Below are 20184 nucleotides of genomic sequence, written 5' to 3'. Positions count from 1 at the left end.
CGGAAGGGGTGTGTCCGATCTTCACCCTTGCGCTCTTGCTCCTGCGAGGGGAATACCCAGGGGATACCCACCCAGCAACATCGGAAAGCGGGCGGTTGTATCGTCGAAGCGTTCAACACCCGTCAACGGCGGCACGACTTGCTTCACAGAGCCACGCCCGACGAAGGAAACGGCAGGAGATATGACCGTGCAGCACGAGGTTCCCACCGACGGCGCGTCCGAAGCGCTCGAGGTCTGGATCGACCAGGACCTCTGCACCGGGGACGGAATCTGCGCGCAGTACGCCCCCGAGGTCTTCGAGCTCGACATCGACGGTCTGGCGTATGTGAAGTCGGCCGACGACGAGCTGCTCCAGGCCCCGGGCGCCACAACGCCGGTACCGCTCCCGCTGCTGAACGACGTGGTGGACTCCGCGAAGGAGTGCCCGGGCGACTGCATCCACGTGCGACGGGTTTCGGACAACGTCGAGGTCTACGGCCCCGACGCGGAGTGACGGATCACATACGGGTCACGCGTCGAGCGCCTCGGCCTGGGCTTCGCGGACGAACTTGCCGCCCTGCCACTGCCACTTGACCCGTTCCTGCTCGTCGGGGCAGCAGCTGGGCACGGCGGCCGACGAGTAGCCGAGCAGGGTCGCCGTGATCGTGCGGTCACGTACCGCGAGCTCGCCGACGCTCTGCTTCCGCGCGGGCTCCACCAGGGTGGCGACCACCCGTGGCTCGCCCTCACGCCCGCCTGCCAGTACGTAGAGCCCGCTGGGCGGCGTGCCGGAGCCGGCGTCGCAGCGCGCGGCCACCACCGTCTCGGGGCTGCCGTCCCCGTCGAGGTCGCCCGTGGCCTTCTTCGTGACCACGCTCGGAAGTCCGCCGCATTCGATGGGCAGCCGAACGGCGGCCGGATCCGGCGCGGGAGCCGGGGCCGCGGCGGTCGTGGTGCCGGGACCGGCACCGGGCTGGGAGGCCGTCGCGGCGTCGGGCTGGAGCAGCCCCGCGCCCGCCACCACCGCGGCCATCGCCGCCGCCGTGGCCAGCCAGTGCACGGGTCGGGCATGGGTGTGCGCGAGGTCCGGAACGGCGACGGAGTTCTGCACGCGAGTGGTCTCCTGAGGGGGCTCTGCCGGTGGGGGTGGCCAGCATCGTGCCATACGTCACAGAAGACCGGAACAGCGGGGTCCGTAAGACTCGGGTAAAGGTGTGCGGCGGCCAACGTGATGAAGCCGCCGTCGAGTTCGGTGCGGGGCACGGGAACTCGACGGCGGCGTCAGTGCGTTACGGGAGATCGGCGACGGCCGGTCAGCCCTTGTTGGGGCCCTCGTAGTCCTCGCCGTAGGCGCCCTTGGCGGGCCTGCGGCGGCGCATGGGGGGCTCGACGCCGTCGGCGAGACGGCGGGCGGTGACCAGGAACCCGGTGTGGCCGATCATCCGGTGGTCGGGGCGCACGGCCAGGCCCTCGACGTGCCAGTTGCGGATCATCGACTCCCACGGCTGCGGCTCTGCGAAGCAGCCGATCTCCCGGATGGACTCGACGGTGCGCGCGAGCTGAGTGGTGGTGGCCACGTAGCAGCAGAGGATGCCGCCGGGGACCAGCGCCTTGGAGACGGCCTCGAGGCACTCCCAGGGGGCGAGCATGTCGAGGATGACCCGGTCGACGTCGGCGTCGGTCAGGTTGTCCTGGAGGTCGCCGACGGTGAGCTGCCAGGCGGGGTGCGGACCGCCGAAGTAGCGCTCCACGTTCGCCTGGGCGATCTCGGCGAAGTCCGCTCGGCGCTCGTAGGAGTGCAGCATGCCGTGATCGCCGATGGCGCGCAGGAGGAAGCTGCTGAGCGAGCCCGAGCCCACCCCGGCCTCCACGACGCGCGCGCCGGGGAAGATGTCGGCGAAGGCCAGGATCTGCCCCGCGTCCTTGGGGTAGACCACGGCGGCGCCGCGGGGCATGGACAGGACGTAGTCGGGGAGCAGGGGGCGCAGCGCGAGGTAGGCGACGTTTCCCGTGGTTCGGACAACACTGCCCTCAGGAGCGCCGATCAGCTCGTCGTGGGGGAAGGAACCCTTGTGGGTGTGGAAGTTCTTCCCGGCCTCGAGCGTGAACGTGTAGTGGCGTCCCTTGGGGTCGGTGAGCTGGACCTGGTCCCCGACCTTGAAGGGCCCGCGACGGCGGGCGGCACCGGTCGGTTCGGACATGTGACCAGTGTATGGGCTTCAGGAACCGGGCCGTGCCATGGCTGCGACGAAGGCCCGCTCGACGTCCGCGGCGGAGAGCACGCCGTAGATCTCGCCGGACTCCTCGACCACGAGGTACTCGGTGGCGGGTGTGGCCCGCAGGGTGTCGAGGAGGGCCTCTCCGGCGAGTTCCGCCGGGACCTTCATGCCCTCGGTGAGGTCCTGCGCCAGACCGCCGACGGCGACCCAGGGCCTGCGGTGCTCGGGGACGCCGACGATGGCCGCCTCGCGGACCAGTGCGGTCGGGTCGCCGTGGCCGTCGACGACGACGAGGGCGCGGGCTCCGGACTCGTTGGCGCGGCGCAGGGCCTCCGACAGCGGGGTGTCCGCCTCGACGGGGACGGCGCGGCGGGTCAGGGCGCGGGCGGCCAGCTCCGGCAGGTGCTCCCGCAGGCGGGCCATCCGCAGGCTGTTGCCGGCGCCGGTCCAGATGATGGCGGCCAGGATGGCGGCCAGCAGGGCGTCGGTGACGGTCTCCATCCCGCCGATGTCCTCGGTGGAGTTCCCGAGGGCGCCGGTGTGGGTGAGGAGCGGCAGGCCGATGAGGACGGCGACGGCGAGCGCCCGGCCGACCCAGGCGGCGGCGACGGTGCCGGCCATGGGCCTGCCGGTGATCTTCCACACGACGGCGCGCAGCATACGGCCGCCGTCCAGGGGCAGGCCCGGCAGCAGGTTGAAGGCCGCGACGATGAGGTTGGAGATCATCAGACCGGCGAGGAGTACGCCGGGGACGGTACCCGGCTCCACCGCGTACATGCCGAGGTAGAAGACCCCGGCCAGGGCGAGGGAGAGCAGCGGCCCGACGAAGGCGAGCCAGAACTCACGGCCCGGGGTCTCCGTCTCCTTCTCGATCTCGGAGACGCCGCCGAAGAACTGGAGCTGGATCCGGCGCACCGGCAGCTTGAACCGCAGCGCCGCGACGGTGTGGGCCAGTTCGTGGACGAGGACCGAGGCGTAGAAGGCCACGGCGAAGAACAGCGAGACGAGGTAGCGTGCGCCACCGAGCTCCGGCAGCACACGGTCGAGCTGCCCGCCGAAGACCCAGGTGATCAGAGCGGCGACGACGAACCAGCTGGGGGCGACGTAGACGGGCACGCCGAAGGGGCGGCCCATGAGGAGGCCACCGCCCGGTTCGGCGGGGCGCCGCGGTCTGCCCTTTCCGGACGTCTTGTCCGGCCCGGACCGCTCGCGCTCACCGCTCGTGTCGTCCTCGTTCACGGGTTCCCTTCGTGGTGAATGGGGTCGTTGCGAATGGGCGTCGCTCGAAATCATGCAGTGCTCGGGGTCTGTGGTCGATGGTATGCCGCTCGCTGTCGGTGGCGGGCCGTAGGGTCTGCGTCATGAGTACGAGCCAGCAGCCCGCAGAGCCGGCCACCGACGGGTCCGCCACGCCGGTGGTCCCCCGGCCGGCCGTGGCCGTCCGGCCGGAAGTCGTCGACGAGCCGGCGCCCACCGTCCCCGCTGACGGCACGGCCGCCGCCGCGTCCGGCGCGGCCGGGGAGCCCGGCGGAGCCACGGCACCCGCCGCCGGCGACGAGGGCACGGAGCAGGCCGCGCGGAGCGCGCCGCCCACGTCACTGTCACCCTCGCGTGCGAGCGACTTCATGCAGTGCCCCCTGCTCTACCGCTTCCGGGTGATCGACAGGCTGCCGGAGAAGCCCAGCGAAGCGGCTACCCGGGGGACGCTGGTGCACGCCGTGCTGGAGCGGCTCTTCGACGACCCGGCGGCCGAGCGGACGGCGCCGCGCGCAAAGGCGATGGTTCCCGGCCAGTGGAGCCGGCTCCTCGAGACGCGTCCGGAGCTGGGTGAGCTGTTCGCCGAGGACCCCGGTGGCGAGCGGCTGTCGCGCTGGCTCGGTGAGGCGGAGCAGCTGGTGGAGCGGTGGTTCACGCTCGAGGACCCGACCCGGCTCGAGCCCCGCGAGCGGGAGATGTTCGTGGAGACGGAGCTGGAGTCGGGGCTGCGGCTGCGCGGCGTGATCGACCGGGTCGACATCGCGCCGACCGGCGAGGTGCGGATCGTCGACTACAAGACGGGCAAGGCCCCGCGCCCCGAGTACAGCGAAGGCGCGCTGTTCCAGATGAAGTTCTACGCGCTGGTGATCTGGCGGCTGAAGCAGGTGGTGCCCCGTCGGCTCCAGCTGGTCTATCTGGGCAGCGGCGACATGCTGACGTACGACCCGGTCACGGCCGACCTCGAGCGGATGGAGCGCAAGCTGCTCGCGCTCTGGGAGGCGATCCGCCTGGCCACGGAGACGGGTGACTGGCGGCCGCGGCCGACGAAGCTGTGCGGCTGGTGCGACCACCGCTCGATGTGTCCGGAATTCGGCGGCACTCCCCCGGTTTATCCGCTGAGCGTTTCCCCGCGCGCGGCGGCCGAGGATGGCCAAGGCAGAATGGGCCTGGTCTAAAGAAGGAGTACCCGTGGCTATCCGCGTCCTACTGGTCGACGACCAACCGCTGTTGCGCACCGGTTTCCGGATGATCCTCGAGGCCGAGCAGGACATCGCGGTGGTCGGTGAGGCCGGGGACGGCCTCCAAGCTCTCGATCAGGTGCGGGCGCTCCAGCCCGACGTGGTGCTGATGGACATCCGGATGCCCCGGATGGACGGTGTGGAGGCGACGCGTCAGATCACCGGCCCCGGCCGGGACGGTCCGGCGAAGGTGCTGGTGCTGACGACTTTCGACCTGGACGAGTACGTGGTGGAGGCGCTGCGCGCCGGTGCGAGCGGCTTCCTGCTGAAGGACGCCCCGGCCGATGAACTGGTGCAGGCGATCCGGGTGGTCGCCGCGGGCGAGGCCATGCTCGCGCCGAGCATCACCCGCAGGCTGCTCGACAAGTACGCGGACCATCTGCCGTCCGGCGAGGAGCCCGTTCCGGACACTCTTCACACGCTGACCGACCGTGAGGTGGAGGTGCTGAAGCTGGTGGCCCGCGGACTGTCCAACGCGGAGATCGCGGCGGACCTCTTCGTCAGTGAGACGACCGTCAAGACGCACGTCGGCCATGTGCTGACGAAGCTGGGTCTGCGTGACCGCGTCCAGGCGGCGGTGTACGCGTACGAGAGCGGTCTGGTGCGCCCCGGCGCACAGTAGGGACGACCCCGTCCGGGCCGGAGCCCGTCGGGCCCTGCCGGCAAGGCCGGCGCCCGGCAGCTGCTCGAAGCAGCTGCCGGGCGCCGGCCTTTGTGCGGTCATGTGTCCGCCCGGATCAACTCTCGCCGCGGGACAGCTCCCAGAGCTGGAGGTCGGAGCTGGAGTTCAGCGCCCACTCGACACCGATCACGTCGTCGCGCGCGGCGACGTACTGCTTGCCCTGCCACAGGGGCAGCACGGGTACGTCGTCGGCGACGATGTCCTGGATCTCCTTGAAGGCCGGGGACGCCGCGGTGCGGTCGACGTCGCGCCGCGACTGCGGAATGAGTTCGCGGGCCTTCTCGCTCACGTAGGGCGAGTTGAGGAAGTTGCCCTCGCCGAGGAACGGAGCGGTGTAGTTGTCCGGGTCCGGGAAGTCGGGGAACCAGCCGAGCCCGTAGACGGCGTAGTCGCCCCGCTTCTGGGCGGGCCGGAACTTGGACCACTCGGCACCCTCCACCTTGACCTCGAAGAGCCCGCTCGCGTTGAGCTGGTCGCGAAGGGCCTCGAACTCCTTGGCCGTCCCCTCGCCGTAGTGGTCGGTGGTGTAGTGCAGCGTGAGCTGGACCGGGGTGTCGATACCGGCGTCGTCCAGGAGCGCGGCGGCCTTCTTGCGGCTGGGCTCGCCGTACTTGTTGTAGAACGAGTTGGTGTGCGCCGAGATGCTCTTCGGGATGAGCGAGTAGAGCGGCTCGGCGGTGGCGCCGTAGACCTCGCCGGCGATCTGGCCGCGGTCGACGAGTGACGCGATGGCCTGCCGGACGGCCTTGTTCTCCACGGCCGGGTCGCTGGTGTCGAAGGCGAGGTAGCGGATCTCGAGGCCGGGCATCTCGGTGAGCTCGATGCCCTCCTTCGGGTTCTCCAGGAGTTCCTTGATCTGCTCCGGCGCCATGGTGCGCGTCATCAGGTCGATCTCGCCGGACTCGAGCGCCTTGCCCATGGAGTCGGCGTCGGCGAAGGAACGCAGGACGACCTTGTCGTTCTTCAGCTTCAGGTCGCCCGTGTAGTTCGGGTTCTTGCTGAAGACGACCCGGGAGACCTTGTCCCCGTCGGTCTCCGTCTTCATCGTGTACGGGCCGGAGCCGTCGACCTCGAAGCCGTCACGGAGCTTCTTGCCGTCGTACTTCTCCTTGCTGACGATGCCGGCGGCCGGCGTCGAGAGCTTGTACGGGAAGGTCGCGTCCGGCGTGGCGAGATGGAAGATGATCTCGTTGTCGCCCTTGGTCTCGATGGTGTCGATGTTCGAGAGCAGGGCGGCCGTGCCGTTGTCGGCGTCGATGTCCAGGACACGCTGGATGGAGAACTTGACGTCCTCGGCGGTGACCGGGGTCCCGTCGGCGAACTTGAGGCCGCTGCGCAGCTTGCAGCGGTAGCTCTCGCTCACGGTGTCGGTGAACAGGCAGCTCTCGGCCGCGTCCGGCTCGGGTTCACCGCCGCCGCGCGGGGCGTGCATCAGGGTCTGCAGCGTCTGCCGCAGCACGTTCCAGGCGCCGGTGTCGTACGCGTAGGCGGGGTCCAGGGGTGCCGGGGCGTCCTCGCCGGCGACGAACTGGTCCGTGGTGCCCACGACTATGGCATCACCGCCGCCGGACCCGCCGTCCGTGCTGCCGCAGGCGACGAGCACGGGCGCGAGCAGGCCGACCACGGCCGGCAGCACCAAAGTCTTACGGTTCATCCTGGACGTTCTCCCTCACCGATCCGGCACTGTGATACAGCGATGTGTTCAAGACACTCCGCCGCCTCCGCCCGGTCGGGGCGGCGCGATCGGGCCGGGGATGCAGACGATCGGTCCTGTGTTTCCGACGGCGGGGTGGCCGACGGGTCACCACGGTGATGCAGCGAAGCTCTCGCGACGAGATTAGTCGGCAGCGCCAGGAAAGCGTGACCGGACCCTAGTTGGGCCGTAATCGCTGAGTGATCATCAATGCCTGTGAGTGGATGGCCCTGCCACGGAACATTCGTAAACACCCGTATCAATCAGGACACATAGGCCGCTCGGACCCCCTCCCGAAGAGGTGTCAGAGGCGAATCCCCCCTGGTCGCACACCACTCACGGTGACGAAGGTCACGCCGTTCGCCCTCATTCGATCAAGCCGGAAAACCGTTCGACGGTCACGGAAAAGACAGATGCCACTGCCCTGGGTTTCCGGCACATTCGAATAGCACGGACAGTGCCCGTATCACTGCTTTGCGCTGATGAGAGTGCGCAGGAAAACGACGTTCACTTCTTCGAGGGACCGAACGACGACCCGGCCGCCGGCCGGCTGGATCGGGGCCACGGACGGGACGGCGACCACTCGGCATCCAGCGGCCTCGGCGGACGCCACGCCGGTCGCCGTGTCCTCCACGACGGCGCATCTCGACGGGTCCGCGCCCAGGCCCTGGGCGGCGAGGAGATACGGGTCGGGGTGCGGCTTGGTGCGCGGCACCTCGTCCCCCGCGACCGAGAGCGCGAAGTGCTGGGGCCCGAGGGAGGCGAGGATCCGGTCGATGATGCGCCGGTGCGAGGCGGACACGAGCGCCGTGGGCACGTTGTGCGCCGCCAGTTCGGCGAGCAGCCGGGCCGCGCCCGGCATCAGCGGTACGCCCCGGCTGATCCGCTCCTCGAACTTGTCGTTGAGCAGTACGGTCAGCTCCGCGAGGCTGATGTCGGCCCCGGTGGCCTCGATGAGATAGCCCGCGCTCCTGGTCATCGGTCCGCCGACCACCACGTCCCGCCAGGTCTCGTCCAGCCGGTGCCCGAGATCCGCGAAGACGTCCACCTCCGCGTCCCACCAGAAGCCCTCTGTGTCCACGAGGGTGCCGTCCATGTCGAGAAATACGGCCTGCAGTGCGGCCGATTCCGCCGAACGGCTAAGCGACGCGGGGACCGTGCTGGTCATAGGCACACCTCCGTGAGGGACGAGAAGGCCGGCCACCTCTCCCCAGCGGCTCTCCCGCGGGGACAGGCGACCGGCCTGCACTGGACCGACCAGTGTACGACCCGAACGATCAGCGCGCGTTGAAATACTTCGCTTCGGGGTGGTGGATGACGATGGCGTCGGTGGACTGCTCCGGGTGGAGCTGGAACTCCTCGGACAGCTGGACGCCGATCCGCTCCGGCTCGAGCAGCTCCGCGATCTTGGCGCGGTCCTCGAGATCGGGGCACGCGCCGTAACCGAGGGAGAACCGGGCGCCGCGGTACTTCAGGGCGAACATGTCCTCCACGTCGGCCGGGTCCTCGCCGCCGAAGCCCATCTCGGCGCGCACCCGGGCGTGCCAGTACTCGGCCAGTGCCTCCGCGAGCTGGACGGACAGGCCGTGCAGTTCGAGGTAGTCGCGGTAGGAGTTGGACTCGAACAGCTTGGCGGTCTCCTCGCCGATGCGGGAGCCGACGGTCACGACCTGAAGGCCGACGACATCGGTCTCGCCGGATTCCTCGGGGCGGAAAAAGTCCGCCAGGCACAGCCGCCGGCCGCGGCGCTGCCGCGGGAAGGAGAAGCGCGTCCGCTCGGAGCCGTCGTCGCCGAGGATGATCAGGTCGTCGCCCTTGGAGACGCAGGGGAAGTATCCGTGGACGACGGCCGCTTCGAGAAGGTTGTCGGTCTGGAGCCGGTCCAGCAGGCCGCGCAGCCGCGGCCGGCCCTCCGATTCCACCAGCTCCTCGTAGGAGGGGCCGTCTCCCGCCCGGGACTGCTTGAGTCCCCACTGGCCCTTGAACAGGGCGCCCTCGTCGAGCCAGGAGGCGTAGTCGCCCAGCGGGATGCCCTTGACGACCCGGGTGCCCCAGAACGGCGGGGTGGGGACCGGGTTGTCGGTCGCGACGTCGGAGCGGACCGCGCCCTCCTCAGGACGCTCCTCCACGACCGCCGTCGCGGCCTTGACCCGGCGCTGCTTGAGCTCGGGCAGGACCGCGCCGGGGACGCCGCGCTTGATGCCGATGAGGGCGTCCATGAGGCGCAGGCCCTCGAACGCGTCGCGGGCGTAGCGGACTTCGCCGTCGTAGATCTCGTGGAGGTCCTGTTCGACGTAGGCGCGGGTGAGGGCGGCGCCGCCGAGGATGACGGGGTAGTCGGCGGACATGCCCCGCTGGTTGAGCTCCTGGAGGTTCTCCTTCATGATCACCGTGGACTTGACCAGCAGGCCCGACATGCCGATCACATCGGCCCTGTGCTCCTTCGCCGCGTCGAGGATCGCGGAGACGGGCTGCTTGATGCCCAGGTTGACCACGTTGTAGCCGTTGTTCGACAGGATGATGTCGACCAGGTTCTTGCCGATGTCGTGGACGTCGCCCCGGACGGTGGCCAGCACGATCGTGCCCTTGCCCTCGGCGTCGGACTTCTCCATGTGCGGCTCGAGGTGCGCCACCGCGTTCTTCATCACCTCGGCGGACTGGAGCACGAACGGCAGCTGCATCTGCCCGGACCCGAACAGCTCGCCGACGACCTTCATGCCGTCGAGCAGTGTCTCGTTGACGATGTCCAGCGCCGGACGGTCCTTCAGGGCGTCGTCGAGGTCGGCCTCCAGGCCGTTCTTCTCACCGTCGATGATCCGCCGCTTCAGTCGTTCCTCCAGCGGCAGCGCGGCCAGTTCCTCGGCCTTGCCCGCCTTCAGCGACTTCGTGGTCGCGCCCTCGAACAGCGCCATCAGCTTCTGCAGCGGGTCGTAGCCCTCGGCACGCCGGTCGTAGATGAGGTCCAGGGCCGTGGTGACCTGCTCCTCGTCGAACCGGGCGATCGGCAGGATCTTGGAGGCGTGGACGATCGCAGAGTCCAGGCCCGCCTTGACGCACTCGTCGAGGAAGACCGAGTTGAGAAGAATACGTGCGGCCGGGTTGAGGCCGAAGGAGATGTTCGACAGACCCAGCGTGGTCTGCACGTCCGGGTGACGCCTCTTCAGTTCCCGGATGGCTTCGATGGTGTTGAGGCCGTCCTTGCGGGACTCCTCCTGCCCGGTGCAGATGGTGAAGGTGAGCGTGTCGATGAGGATGTCCGACTCGTGGATGCCCCAGTTGCCGGTCAGGTCGTCGATGAGGCGCTCGGCGACGGCGACCTTGTGCTCCACCGAGCGGGCCTGGCCCTCCTCGTCGATCGTCAGCGCGATCAGCGCGGCGCCGTGCTCCTTGGCGAGCGCCGTGACCTTCGCGAACCGCGACTCCGGTCCGTCGCCGTCCTCGTAGTTGACCGAGTTGATGACCGCGCGGCCGCCCAGCTTCTCCAGGCCCGCCTCGATGACGTCGACCTCGGTGGAGTCCAGCACGATCGGCAGGGTGGAGGCGGTCGCGAAGCGTCCGGCGAGTTCCTCCATGTCCGCGACGCCGTCGCGGCCCACGTAGTCGACGCACAGGTCCAGCATGTGCGCGCCCTCACGAATCTGGTCACGCGCCATCTCCACGCAGTCGTCCCAGCGGCCCTCGAGCATCGCCTCGCGGAACTTCTTCGACCCGTTCGCGTTGGTACGCTCACCGATCGCCATGTAGGCGGTGTCCTGCCGGAACGGCACCGTCTGGTAGAGAGAGGCGGCGCCCGGCTCCGGACGCGGGTCACGCGGCGTCAGCTCGGCGCACCGCACCCGCTCCACCAGCTGACGCAGGTGCTCAGGCGTCGTACCGCAGCAGCCGCCCACCAGGGACAGGCCGTAGTCGGCGACGAACTGTTCCTGGGCCGAGGCCAGGCCTTCGGGACCGAGCGGGAAGTGCGCGCCGTCCTTGGTGAGCACCGGAAGGCCGGCGTTCGGCATGCAGAGCAGCGGGATACGGGAGTGGCGGGTGAGATAGCGGAGGTGCTCGCTCATCTCTTCCGGGCCGGTGGAGCAGTTCAGACCGATCATGTCGACGCCGAGCGGCTCCAGCGCGGTCAGCGCCGCGCCGATCTCGGAGCCCAGCAGCATGGTGCCGGTCGTCTCGAAGGCGAGCGAACAGAGGAGGGGAAGGTCGGCGCCGGTCGCTTCCATGGCACGCCGGGCACCGAGGATCGCGGCCTTGGTCTGCAGCAGGTCCTGGGTCGTCTCGACGATGAGTGCGTCCGCGCCGCCCGCGATCAGTCCTTCGGCGTTCTGCTGGAAACCGTCCCTGAGCACGGTGTAAGGGGCGTGCCCGAGGGTCGGGAGCTTGGTGCCGGGGCCGATCGAGCCCAGTACCCAGCGCTGCTGCCCGGTCGACGCGGTGAACTCGTCCGCCACCTCGCGGGCGATCCGCGCACCGGACTCCGAGAGCTCGTACACCCGCTCGGGGATGTCGTACTCCCCCATGGCGGAATGGTTGGCGCCGAAGGTGTTCGTCTCCACGCAGTCGACGCCGACCTCGAAGTACGCCTCGTGGACGGAGCGCACGATGTCGGGGCGGGTGACGTTGAGGACCTCGTTGCAGCCCTCGAGGTTCTCGAAGTCCTCGAGCGTCGGATCCTGTGCCTGGAGCATCGTGCCCATGGCGCCGTCGGCCACCACCACCCGGGTGGCGAGCGCTTCACGCAGAGCGTGGACACGGGTCCGGCTGTCAGCGGAGGGGGTCGGCAACGAGGCCATGGATGTGCTCCCTGGAATGCGACGGCTGTCGGCTTTGCGCCTACCGGCGGGAAGGCGCACCCAGCCAGAGTAGCCGGGCGGGCCCCGACGGGGCGGAGGTGTCCCACGGGCCGGACTACGGCATGTCTCCGTACTTTTTTGCAGGGTCTCCACCGCGAGATACTCGGTCCGCTGTAACCAAGGTCGGCATCGACCGATAGTGTTCAGCATTGTCGAACCGTGTTGGAGAAGGGCCGATCCGATGGCGAAAAACATCCAGTCACTGGAGCGGGCTGCGGCGATGCTGCGACTGCTCGCGGGCGGAGAACGCCGGCTGGGCCTGTCGGACATCGCGTCGTCGCTCGATCTGGCCAAGGGTACGGCCCACGGCATCCTGCGGACCCTGCAGGCGGAGGGATTCGTCGAGCAGGACGCCGCGTCCGGCCGCTACCAGCTGGGCGCCGAGCTGCTGCGGCTCGGCAACAGCTATCTGGACGTGCACGAGCTGCGCGCCCGCGCCCTGGTCTGGACGGACGACCTGGCCCGCTCCAGCGGCGAGAGCGTCCACCTCGGCGTACTGCACCAGCACGGTGTGCTGATCGTGCACCACGTCTTCCGGCCCGACGACAGCCGGCAGGTGCTCGAGGTGGGGGCCATGCAGCCGCTGCACTCCACCGCCCTCGGCAAGGTCCTGACCGCCTTCGACCCGGTGGCCCACACGGAGGTGCTGGAGGTCGACCGCAAGGCGTTCACACCGCGGACCGTGACCGACCTCCAGGAGTTCGAGTCGCTGCTGGACCACACCCGCGCGCGCGGCTGGGCCGCCGACGTGGAGGAGACCTGGGAGGGCGTGGCCGCCGTGGCCGCCCCCATCCACGACCGGCGCCGGATGCCCGTGGGGGCGATCGCCATCACGGGCGCCGTGGAGCGGGTCTGCAACGGCGGAGAGCTGCGTTCCGACCTCGTCGCGGCGGTGCGGGACTGCGCCCGCGCGGTCTCCAGGGACCTCGGCGCCGGGCGCTTCTGACCGTTCGAGCGCATCATCGGGTAACGATCCGGTTTTCGGCCACACAACCCTTGACGTCATGTTTACCAGGGGGCAAAACTTCCGTTCACCGGTCGGCATTGTCGAACACCTAACGGCAATACGCGCTAGAGTGTGACAACGCCAGGCCGGAAACGCCCTCACTGAGGGCGCGGACCACCGGAGGGACCCGGGGTTCGCCTTCCCCTGGACGAAGGACAAGGAGTCGCGGGTGTCCAACTCCGACATCTTCATCGGCGAGATCATCGGTACCGCCGTACTCATCCTGCTCGGTGGCGGCGTCGTCGCCGCCGTAGTGCTCAAGCGCTCGAAGGCACAGAACGCCGGCTGGCTGGCCATCACCTTCGGGTGGGGCTTCGCGGTCCTGACCGCGGTGTACATGACCGGCGCGCTCTCCGGTGCACACCTCAACCCGGCCGTCACGCTCGGCATCGCGATCAAGGACAACGACTGGGGCAACGTCCCCGTCTACGTCGCAGGCCAGCTCCTCGGCGCCATGATCGGCGCCGCCCTGGTCTGGATCGCCTACTACGGCCAGTTCCACGCGCACCTCACCGACCCCGAGATCGTGGGCGACCCCGCGGACAAGGCGATCGAGGGTCCGCACGACGGGGCCGCCGCCAATGCCGGCCCGGTCCTCGGTGTCTTCTCCACCGGCCCCGAGATCCGCAACGTCTGGCAGAACCTCGCCACCGAGATCATCGGCACGATCGTGCTGGTCCTGGCGGTGCTCACGCAGGGTCTCAACGACAGCGGCAAGGGCCTCGGCCCGCTCGGCGGACTCATGGTCGCCCTCGTCGTCGTCGCCATCGGCCTCTCGCTCGGCGGCCCCACCGGCTACGCCATCAACCCGGCCCGTGACCTGGGTCCGCGCATCGTGCACGCACTGCTCCCGCTGCCGAACAAGGGCGGCTCCGACTGGAGCTACGCATGGATCCCCGTCGCCGGTCCGCTGATCGGTGCGGCCGTCGCAGCGGGTATCTACAACATCGCGTTCGCCTGAGCCGGATCAGCAGCACGAGCCGTATCCACAGATACCTGAGCAGGAGCAGACCGTGACCGACGCACACACCACCGGCCCGTTCATCGCGGCCATCGACCAGGGCACCACCTCCAGCCGCTGCATCGTCTTCGACAAGGACGGCCGGATCGTCTCCGTCGACCAGAAGGAGCACGAGCAGATCTTCCCGAAGCCGGGCTGGGTGGAGCACGACGCCGCCGAGATCTGGACCAACGTCCAGGAGGTCGTCGCCGGAGCCATCGAGAAGGCCGGCATCACCTCCGCCGACGTCAAGGCCATCGGCATCACCAACCAGCGCGAGACGACGCTGCTGTGGGACAAGAACACCGGCGAGCCCGTCCACAACGCAATCGTCTGGCAGGACACCCGCACCGACGCCCTCTGCAAGGAGCTCGGCCGCAACGTCGGACAGGACCGCTACCGCCGCGAGACGGGCCTGCCGCTGGCCTCCTACTTCGCCGGCCCGAAGGCCCGCTGGCTGCTCGACAACGTCGAGGGCCTGCGTGAGCGCGCCGAACGCGGTGACATCCTCTTCGGCACCATGGACTCCTGGGTCATCTGGAACCTGACCGGCGGAGTGGACGGCGGCGTCCACGTCACCGACGTCACCAATGCCTCCCGCACCATGCTGATGAACCTGCACACCATGGAGTGGGACGACAAGATCCTTCAGTCCATGGAGGTCCCGGCGGCGATCCTGCCGGAGATCCGGTCGTCCGCCGAGGTCTACGGCCTCGCCAAGGGCGGCGCGCTCGACGGCATCCCCGTCGCCTCCGCGCTCGGCGACCAGCAGGCGGCCCTGTTCGGCCAGACCTGCTACTCGAAGGGCGAGGCCAAGTCCACGTACGGCACCGGCACCTTCATGCTGATGAACACCGGTGACGAGCCCGTCAACTCCTACAACGGCCTGCTGACCACCGTCGGCTACCGCATCGGCAACGAGAAGGCGGTGTACGCCCTCGAGGGCTCGATCGCCGTCACCGGTTCGCTGGTGCAGTGGATGCGCGACCAGATGGGCCTGATCAACTCCGCCGCCGAGATCGAGACCCTCGCCTCTTCCGTCGACGACAACGGCGGCGCCTACTTCGTGCCGGCCTTCTCCGGCCTGTTCGCCCCGTACTGGCGCTCCGACGCCCGCGGTGTGATCGCCGGCCTGACCCGGTACGTCACCAAGGCGCACATCGCGCGCGCCGTTCTCGAGGCCACCGCCTGGCAGACCCGTGAGATCACCGACGCCATGACGAAGGACTCCGGCGTCGAACTGACCGCACTCAAGGTCGACGGCGGCATGACCTCCAACAACCTGCTGATGCAGACCCTCTCGGACTTCCTGGACGCCCCCGTGGTGCGCCCGATGGTCGCCGAGACGACCTGCCTCGGCGCCGCCTACGCCGCCGGCCTGGCCGTCGGCTTCTGGCCGGACACCGACGCGCTGCGTGCCAACTGGCGCAGGGCCGCCGAGTGGACCCCCCGCATGGACGCTGAGAAGCGTGACCGCGAGTACAAGAGCTGGCTCAAGGCCGTGGAGCGGACCATGGACTGGCTCGACGAGGAAAACTGACGAGGAGCAAGAATGACCACCCTGCAGAGCGTCCCCTCCCCCGGGACGCACCCGGCCTCCGGCTCGGCTGTGTCTTCCCTCAAAGCAGCGGGCCGCGCCGAGACTCGGGAGCAGCTTTCCAAGGCGACGTACGACCTCCTGGTGATCGGCGGCGGCATCCTGGGCATCTCCACCGCCTGGCACGCCGCGCAGTCCGGGCTGCGGGTGGCCCTGGTGGACGCCGGCGACTTCGCCGGCGCCACCTCCTCCGCCTCGTCCAAACTGCTGCACGGCGGCCTGCGCTACCTGCAGACCGGTGCGGTGAAGCTGGTCGCGGAGAACCACTTCGAGCGGCGCGCGGTCTCCCGTCAGGTGGCCCCCCACCTGGCCAACCCGCTCACGTTCTACCTGCCCGTCTACAAGGGCGGCCCGCACGGCGCGGCGAAGCTCGGCGCGGGCGTCTTCGCCTACTCCGCGCTCTCCGCGTTCGGTGACGGCGTCGGCCACGTCATATCGGCGGCGAAGGCACAGCGGGACGTGCCGGAGCTGCGTACGGAGAACCTGAAGGCCGTCGCCGTCTACGGCGACGACCAGATGAACGACTCACGCATGGCGCTCATGACGGTCCGTGCGGCCGCCGAGTCGGGCGCCACCGTCCTCAACCACGCCGAGGTCACCGGACTGCGTTTCACCCGGGCCGGGTCACCGGCGCGGAACTGAAGGACCGCACCGACGGCACCGAGTTCGGGGTCACCGCGCGGCTGGTGCTGAACGCCACCGGGCCGTGGGTCGACCACCTGCGCCGGATGGAGGACCCGGAAGCGGCACCCTCCATCCGCCTCTCCAAGGGCGCGCACCTGGTGCTGAAGCGCACCTCCCCGTGGCGTGCGGCGCTCGCCACACCGATCGACAAGTACCGCATCACGTTCGCCCTCCCTTGGGAGGACATGCTGCTGCTCGGCACCACCGACGAGGAGTACGAGGGCGACCCGGCCGATGTCGCCGTCAACGACAAGGACGTCACGCAGATCCTGGACGAGGCGGCGTTCTCGATCCGCGACCAGCAGCTCTCGCGCGACCTGATCACCTACTCCTTCGCCGGCCTGCGGGTGCTGCCGGGCGGCCCCGGTGACACCTCGAAGGCCAAGCGGGAGACGGTCGTCACCGAGGGACGCGGCGGGATGCTGTCGGTGGCCGGCGGCAAGTGGACGACTTTCCGGCACATCGGCCGCACGGTGATGAACAAGCTGGCGACCCTGCCGGGCCGCCCGCTCGCCGAGGACATGGAGCCGCTCGCGCACCTGCCGAAGAAGCTCCCGCTGCCCGGCATCGCCAATCCCAACGCGGTCGCCCACCGGCTGCTGGTCGACGGCGGGATGCCCGGACCGCGGATGGCGGCCGACACCGCACGGCACCTCGCCACCCACTACGGGTCGCTGGCCTTCGACATCGCCCGCCTGGCGAACGAGGACCCCGCGCTGGCCGAGCGCATCCACCCGGACGCGCCGGAGATCTGGGCGCAGGTCGTGTACGCGCGCGACCACGAGTGGGCCGAGACGGCGGACGACGTGCTGCGCCGCCGTACCACGCTGACCATCCGCGGCCTGGCGACGGACGACGTCCGCGGCAGGGTCGAGGACGTGCTGCGCGCCCGGTGAGCTGACCGGACGGGCGGACGGGCACGACGAGGGCGACTCCGGGGGAGTCGCCCTCGTTGTACGCTCAGACCTCCGATGTCTGGTGGGATGTGGACGATGGGGGCGACGTCATGGCCGTGACCGACGAGGCCATCGAGAAGATCAAAGGGATGATCGTCTCCGGCGCGCTCCGCCCCGGCGACCGGCTGCCCAAGGAGAGCGAACTCGCCGCCGAACTGGGCCTGTCGCGCAACTCGCTGCGCGAGGCGGTACGGGCGCTTTCCCTGATCCGCATCCTCGACGTACGGCAGGGCGACGGTACGTACGTCACGAGCCTCGATCCGCAACTGCTGCTCGAGGCACTGAGTTTCGTCGTCGACTTCCACCGGGACGACACGGTGCTGGAGTTCCTCGCGGTACGCCGCATCCTGGAACCGGCGGCCACGGCGATGGCGGCGAGCCGCATCCCCGAGGCGGAACTGGACACGCTGACCGCCCGGCTCGACGCGCTCGGCACCGACCCGTCGGTCGAGGAACTCGTCGCGGCGGACCTGGACTTCCACCGTCGCATCGTCGGCGCCGCAGGCAACTCGGTGCTCTGCTCCCTCCTGGACGGCCTGTCGGGCCCCACGACCCGGGCCCGCGTCTGGCGCGGTCTCACCCAGGAGGACGCGGTCACCCGCACCCTCCACGAGCACCGCGCGATCCTGGCGGCGCTGCGGGACCGCGACGGGGAGGCGGCGCGGGCATGGGCGACGGTGCACGTGGCCAGCGTGGAGCAGTGGCTCCGCGCAACGCTGTAGCGCCTGCGGCGGGTTGTCCCCTACCCGTCCCTTCCCGAACCGGGCTCCGCCCGGACCCGGTACCGCGCTACGCGCGGTGTCCTCGAACGCCGGACAGGCTGGATTTCGCTCCCGCGAGATCCGCCTCGCCGGCGTTCGAGGCGCGGGGTGGGGAAGCGCAGCGGTCAGGGGCTACCGCGGGGCCCGCAGGCGGAGGCCCTGCATCCCGCCGTCGACCGCGAGCGCCGTCCCCGTCACCGCCGCGGCCGCCGGACTCGCCAGGTAGGCGACCGCCGCGGCCACCTCGTCGGCCAGGACGAGCCTGCCAGTCGGCTGACGCGCCTCGAGGGCGGCACGCTCGGCGGCGGGATCCTCCGCCCGCTCCAGGAGGCGGGCCACCCACGGCGTGTCCGCGGTGCCGGGGTTGACGCAGTTGACGCGGATGCCCTCCCGGACGTGGTCGGCCGCCATCGCCAGCGTCAGCGAGAGGACCGCACCCTTGCTCGCGCTGTACAGGGCACGCTGCGGCAGGCCGGCCGTGGCGGCGATGGAACAGGTGTGGGTGAGGGAGACGGATCCGGGCGCCCCGGCCGCCGCCGCGCTCCGCAGGTGCGGCAGGGCGTGGCGGGCGACCCGGACCATGCCGATGACGTTGGTGTCGAGGACACGCCGCCATTCGTCGTCGTCGTTGTCGGCCACCGTACCGATCGCGCCGATGCCCGCGTTGGAAACCACGGTGTGCAGCGCCCCGAACTCGGCGGCGGCCGCGTCCACCGCGCCGGCCACGGCGGCGTCGTCGGTCACGTCGGCCTGGAGGGCGAGCGTGCCTGCCGGCGCTCCCCCGGTTGCGCGGTCCAGGACGGCGACGCGTGCCCCGCGTTCCAGCAGCAGCGCGGCGACGGCGGCACCGATGCCGGAGGCGCCGCCGGTGACCAGTGCCGCCATGCCCTCGAAGTCCTTCGAACCGGTCATGAGCTCGCCTCCTCGACGGTGGGCCTGGCCTGCCGGACGGGCCCGTTCGGCCGGCTGTGGGCGGCGATCGAGCCAGGGAGCATCCGGGCGGAGAAGCCCGGCGCACTCGGTGCCGTGTAACGGCCGTCCACGATCACGGCCGGGTCCGCGAAGTGTTCGTGGAGGTGGTCCACGTACTCGATGACGCGGTCCTCCCAACTGCCTGAGACGGCGACGAAGTCGAACATCGCGAGGTGCTGGACGAGTTCGCACAGTCCGACGCCGCCGGCGTGCGGGCAGACGGGGACGCCGTACTTGGCGGCGAGCAGCAGGATCGCGATGTTCTCGTTGACCCCGGCGACCCGGGCCGCGTCGATCTGGACGAAGTCGACGGCCCCGGCCTGCAGGAGCTGTTTGAAGACGACCCGGTTGGCGGCGTGCTCTCCGGTGGCGACCTTCACCGGCTGGCCCGCGCGGACGGCGGCGTGGCCGAGTACGTCGTCGGGGCTGGTGGGTTCCTCGATCCAGTGCGGTGCGTACGGCTCCAGCGCGGTCATCCAGCGCACGGCTTCGGCGACGTCCCAGCGCTGGTTGGCGTCGACGGCGATGCGTACGGAGGGGCCGACGGCGGCGCGGGCGAGTTCCATCCGCCGGATGTCGTCCTCGAGGTCCAGACCGACCTTCAGCTTGATCTGTCCGAATCCGTCGGCGACGGCCTCCTTGGCGAGCCGGACGAGCTTCTCGTCCGAGTGGCCGAGCCACCCGGGCGAGGTGGTGTACGCGGGGTAGCCCCGTGCCCTGAGCAGCGCGGCCCGCTCAGCCCTGCCCGGTTCCGCGTCGCGCAGGATGGCGAGGGCCTCCTGCCTGGTCAGCACGTCCGTCAGATATCGGAAGTCGACCAGGGACACGAGCTCTTCCGGGGTCATGGAGGCCAGGAACTCCCATACCGGTCTGCCTGCCCGCGTGGCGGCCATGTCCCATGCCGCGTTGACGACTGCGCCGGCCGCCATGTGGATGACACCCTTCTCGGGGCCGAGCCAGCGCAGTTGGGAGTCATGGGTGAGGTCGTGGTGAAGGGCGGCAAGGTCGGCGGCGCAGGCGGGGCGGGACGGCCGACGACGTAGGGGCGCAGCGCCTCGATCGCGGCGGCGACGATGTCGTTGCCTCGGCCGATGGTGAAGCAGAAGCCGTGGCCCTCGCTCCCGTCGCCGGTGCGCAGCACGAGATAGGCGGCGGAGTAGTCCGGATCCGGGTTCATGGCATCGGAGCCGTCGAACTGCCGCGACGTAGGGAAGCGGATGTCGTGGACCTCGAACTCCGTGACGGTCTGGCTCATGCACGCACCCCCGGTGAAATGAACATCGGACCTCTCAT

At 69.9% G+C, this 20184-nt stretch carries 14 protein-coding genes and 2 pseudogenes; 8 read left to right on the top strand and 8 right to left on the bottom strand.

What is annotated here, in order from left to right; translation table 11 throughout:
• Positions 1-181 precede the first annotated feature (181 nt).
• Positions 182-493: a ferredoxin gene (locus GLX30_RS28415; RefSeq protein ID WP_159693616.1), complete on the top strand. Its 312-nt coding sequence runs from the start codon at positions 182-184 to the stop codon at positions 491-493.
• A gap of 15 nt (positions 494-508) precedes the next feature.
• Here the strand turns inward: GLX30_RS28415 and GLX30_RS28410 are convergent, their stop codons facing one another.
• From GLX30_RS28410 to GLX30_RS28400, 3 genes are all read right to left on the bottom strand, one after another.
• Complete coding sequence (locus tag GLX30_RS28410) at positions 509-1090, bottom strand: hypothetical protein (protein ID WP_159693614.1); 582 nt, start codon at positions 1088-1090, stop codon at positions 509-511.
• Positions 1091-1292: 202 nt separating this feature from the next.
• Positions 1293-2180 (bottom strand): tRNA (adenine-N1)-methyltransferase, encoded by an 888-nt coding sequence (locus GLX30_RS28405; protein WP_005319518.1) that lies wholly within the window; start codon positions 2178-2180, stop codon positions 1293-1295.
• 18 nt (positions 2181-2198) lie between these two features.
• Positions 2199-3437: a site-2 protease family protein gene (locus tag GLX30_RS28400; protein WP_159693612.1), complete on the bottom strand. Its 1239-nt coding sequence runs from the start codon at positions 3435-3437 to the stop codon at positions 2199-2201.
• Between the two features lie 122 nt (positions 3438-3559).
• On the opposite strand from GLX30_RS28400, the gene GLX30_RS28395 reads away from it, so the two are divergent.
• Both GLX30_RS28395 and GLX30_RS28390 read left to right on the top strand, forming a co-directional pair.
• A complete protein-coding gene (locus GLX30_RS28395; RefSeq protein ID WP_244258304.1) occupies positions 3560-4630 on the top strand; it encodes a RecB family exonuclease in 1071 nt (356 codons plus the stop codon).
• A gap of 13 nt (positions 4631-4643) precedes the next feature.
• Positions 4644-5315, top strand: a complete 672-nt coding sequence (locus tag GLX30_RS28390) for a response regulator transcription factor (RefSeq protein ID WP_159693610.1) — start codon at positions 4644-4646, stop codon at positions 5313-5315.
• Positions 5316-5430: 115 nt separating this feature from the next.
• Here the strand turns inward: GLX30_RS28390 and GLX30_RS28385 are convergent, their stop codons facing one another.
• From GLX30_RS28385 to metH, 3 genes are all read right to left on the bottom strand, one after another.
• Entirely contained in the window at positions 5431-7029 is a 1599-nt protein-coding gene (locus GLX30_RS28385) for an ABC transporter substrate-binding protein (protein WP_159693608.1), read from the bottom strand.
• A gap of 505 nt (positions 7030-7534) precedes the next feature.
• Positions 7535-8236 carry an HAD family phosphatase gene (locus GLX30_RS28380; protein ID WP_159693606.1) on the bottom strand — a complete coding sequence of 234 codons (702 nt, stop codon included), beginning with the start codon at positions 8234-8236 and terminating at the stop codon, positions 7535-7537.
• Between the two features lie 109 nt (positions 8237-8345).
• A complete protein-coding gene (gene metH / locus GLX30_RS28375; protein ID WP_159693604.1) occupies positions 8346-11855 on the bottom strand; it encodes a methionine synthase in 3510 nt (1169 codons plus the stop codon).
• A gap of 241 nt (positions 11856-12096) precedes the next feature.
• On the opposite strand from metH, the gene GLX30_RS28370 reads away from it, so the two are divergent.
• From GLX30_RS28370 to GLX30_RS28350, 5 genes and pseudogenes are all read left to right on the top strand, one after another.
• On the top strand, positions 12097-12861 hold the full coding sequence (locus GLX30_RS28370) for an IclR family transcriptional regulator (protein WP_159693602.1): 765 nt from the start codon (positions 12097-12099) through the stop codon (positions 12859-12861).
• Positions 12862-13090: 229 nt separating this feature from the next.
• Entirely contained in the window at positions 13091-13882 is a 792-nt protein-coding gene (locus GLX30_RS28365) for an MIP/aquaporin family protein (protein WP_159693600.1), read from the top strand.
• A gap of 52 nt (positions 13883-13934) precedes the next feature.
• Positions 13935-15461 (top strand): glycerol kinase GlpK, encoded by a 1527-nt coding sequence (gene glpK / locus GLX30_RS28360; protein WP_159693598.1) that lies wholly within the window; start codon positions 13935-13937, stop codon positions 15459-15461.
• Between the two features lie 12 nt (positions 15462-15473).
• A pseudogene (locus tag GLX30_RS36240) lies at positions 15474-17098 on the top strand (glycerol-3-phosphate dehydrogenase/oxidase).
• Positions 17099-17208: 110 nt separating this feature from the next.
• On the top strand, positions 17209-17880 hold the full coding sequence (locus GLX30_RS28350; RefSeq protein ID WP_159693596.1) for a FadR/GntR family transcriptional regulator: 672 nt from the start codon (positions 17209-17211) through the stop codon (positions 17878-17880).
• Positions 17881-18051: 171 nt separating this feature from the next.
• Here GLX30_RS28350 and GLX30_RS28345 read toward each other — a convergent pair whose 3' ends face one another.
• Complete coding sequence (locus GLX30_RS28345) at positions 18052-18831, bottom strand: SDR family oxidoreductase (protein ID WP_159693594.1); 780 nt, start codon at positions 18829-18831, stop codon at positions 18052-18054.
• Positions 18828-20146: pseudogene (locus tag GLX30_RS28340) on the bottom strand (enolase C-terminal domain-like protein). The gene GLX30_RS28345 and the pseudogene GLX30_RS28340 overlap by 4 nt, the downstream one beginning before the upstream one ends.
• Positions 20147-20184 lie beyond the last annotated feature (38 nt).

The organism is Streptomyces sp. Tu 2975, assembly GCF_009832925.1.
Classification (GTDB): domain Bacteria; phylum Actinomycetota; class Actinomycetes; order Streptomycetales; family Streptomycetaceae; genus Streptomyces.
The sequence above is the reverse complement of the archived record's forward strand: the minus strand, read 5'-3'. Positions and strand labels throughout refer to the sequence as shown.

What these genes read in the sequence shown, in the direction of transcription:
- GLX30_RS28415 (WP_159693616.1), top strand. Translation starts at nt 182, where the DNA reads ATGACCGTGCAGCACGAGGTTCCCACCGACGGCGCGTCCGAAGCGCTC.
- GLX30_RS28405 (WP_005319518.1), bottom strand. Translation starts at nt 2,180, where the DNA reads ATGTCCGAACCGACCGGTGCCGCCCGCCGTCGCGGGCCCTTCAAGGTC.
- GLX30_RS28395 (WP_244258304.1), top strand. Translation starts at nt 3,560, where the DNA reads ATGAGTACGAGCCAGCAGCCCGCAGAGCCGGCCACCGACGGGTCCGCC.
- GLX30_RS28385 (WP_159693608.1), bottom strand. Translation starts at nt 7,029, where the DNA reads ATGAACCGTAAGACTTTGGTGCTGCCGGCCGTGGTCGGCCTGCTCGCG.
- GLX30_RS28380 (WP_159693606.1), bottom strand. Translation starts at nt 8,236, where the DNA reads ATGACCAGCACGGTCCCCGCGTCGCTTAGCCGTTCGGCGGAATCGGCC.
- metH (WP_159693604.1), bottom strand. Translation starts at nt 11,855, where the DNA reads ATGGCCTCGTTGCCGACCCCCTCCGCTGACAGCCGGACCCGTGTCCAC.
- GLX30_RS28370 (WP_159693602.1), top strand. Translation starts at nt 12,097, where the DNA reads ATGGCGAAAAACATCCAGTCACTGGAGCGGGCTGCGGCGATGCTGCGA.
- GLX30_RS28350 (WP_159693596.1), top strand. Translation starts at nt 17,209, where the DNA reads ATGGCCGTGACCGACGAGGCCATCGAGAAGATCAAAGGGATGATCGTC.
- GLX30_RS28345 (WP_159693594.1), bottom strand. Translation starts at nt 18,831, where the DNA reads ATGACCGGTTCGAAGGACTTCGAGGGCATGGCGGCACTGGTCACCGGC.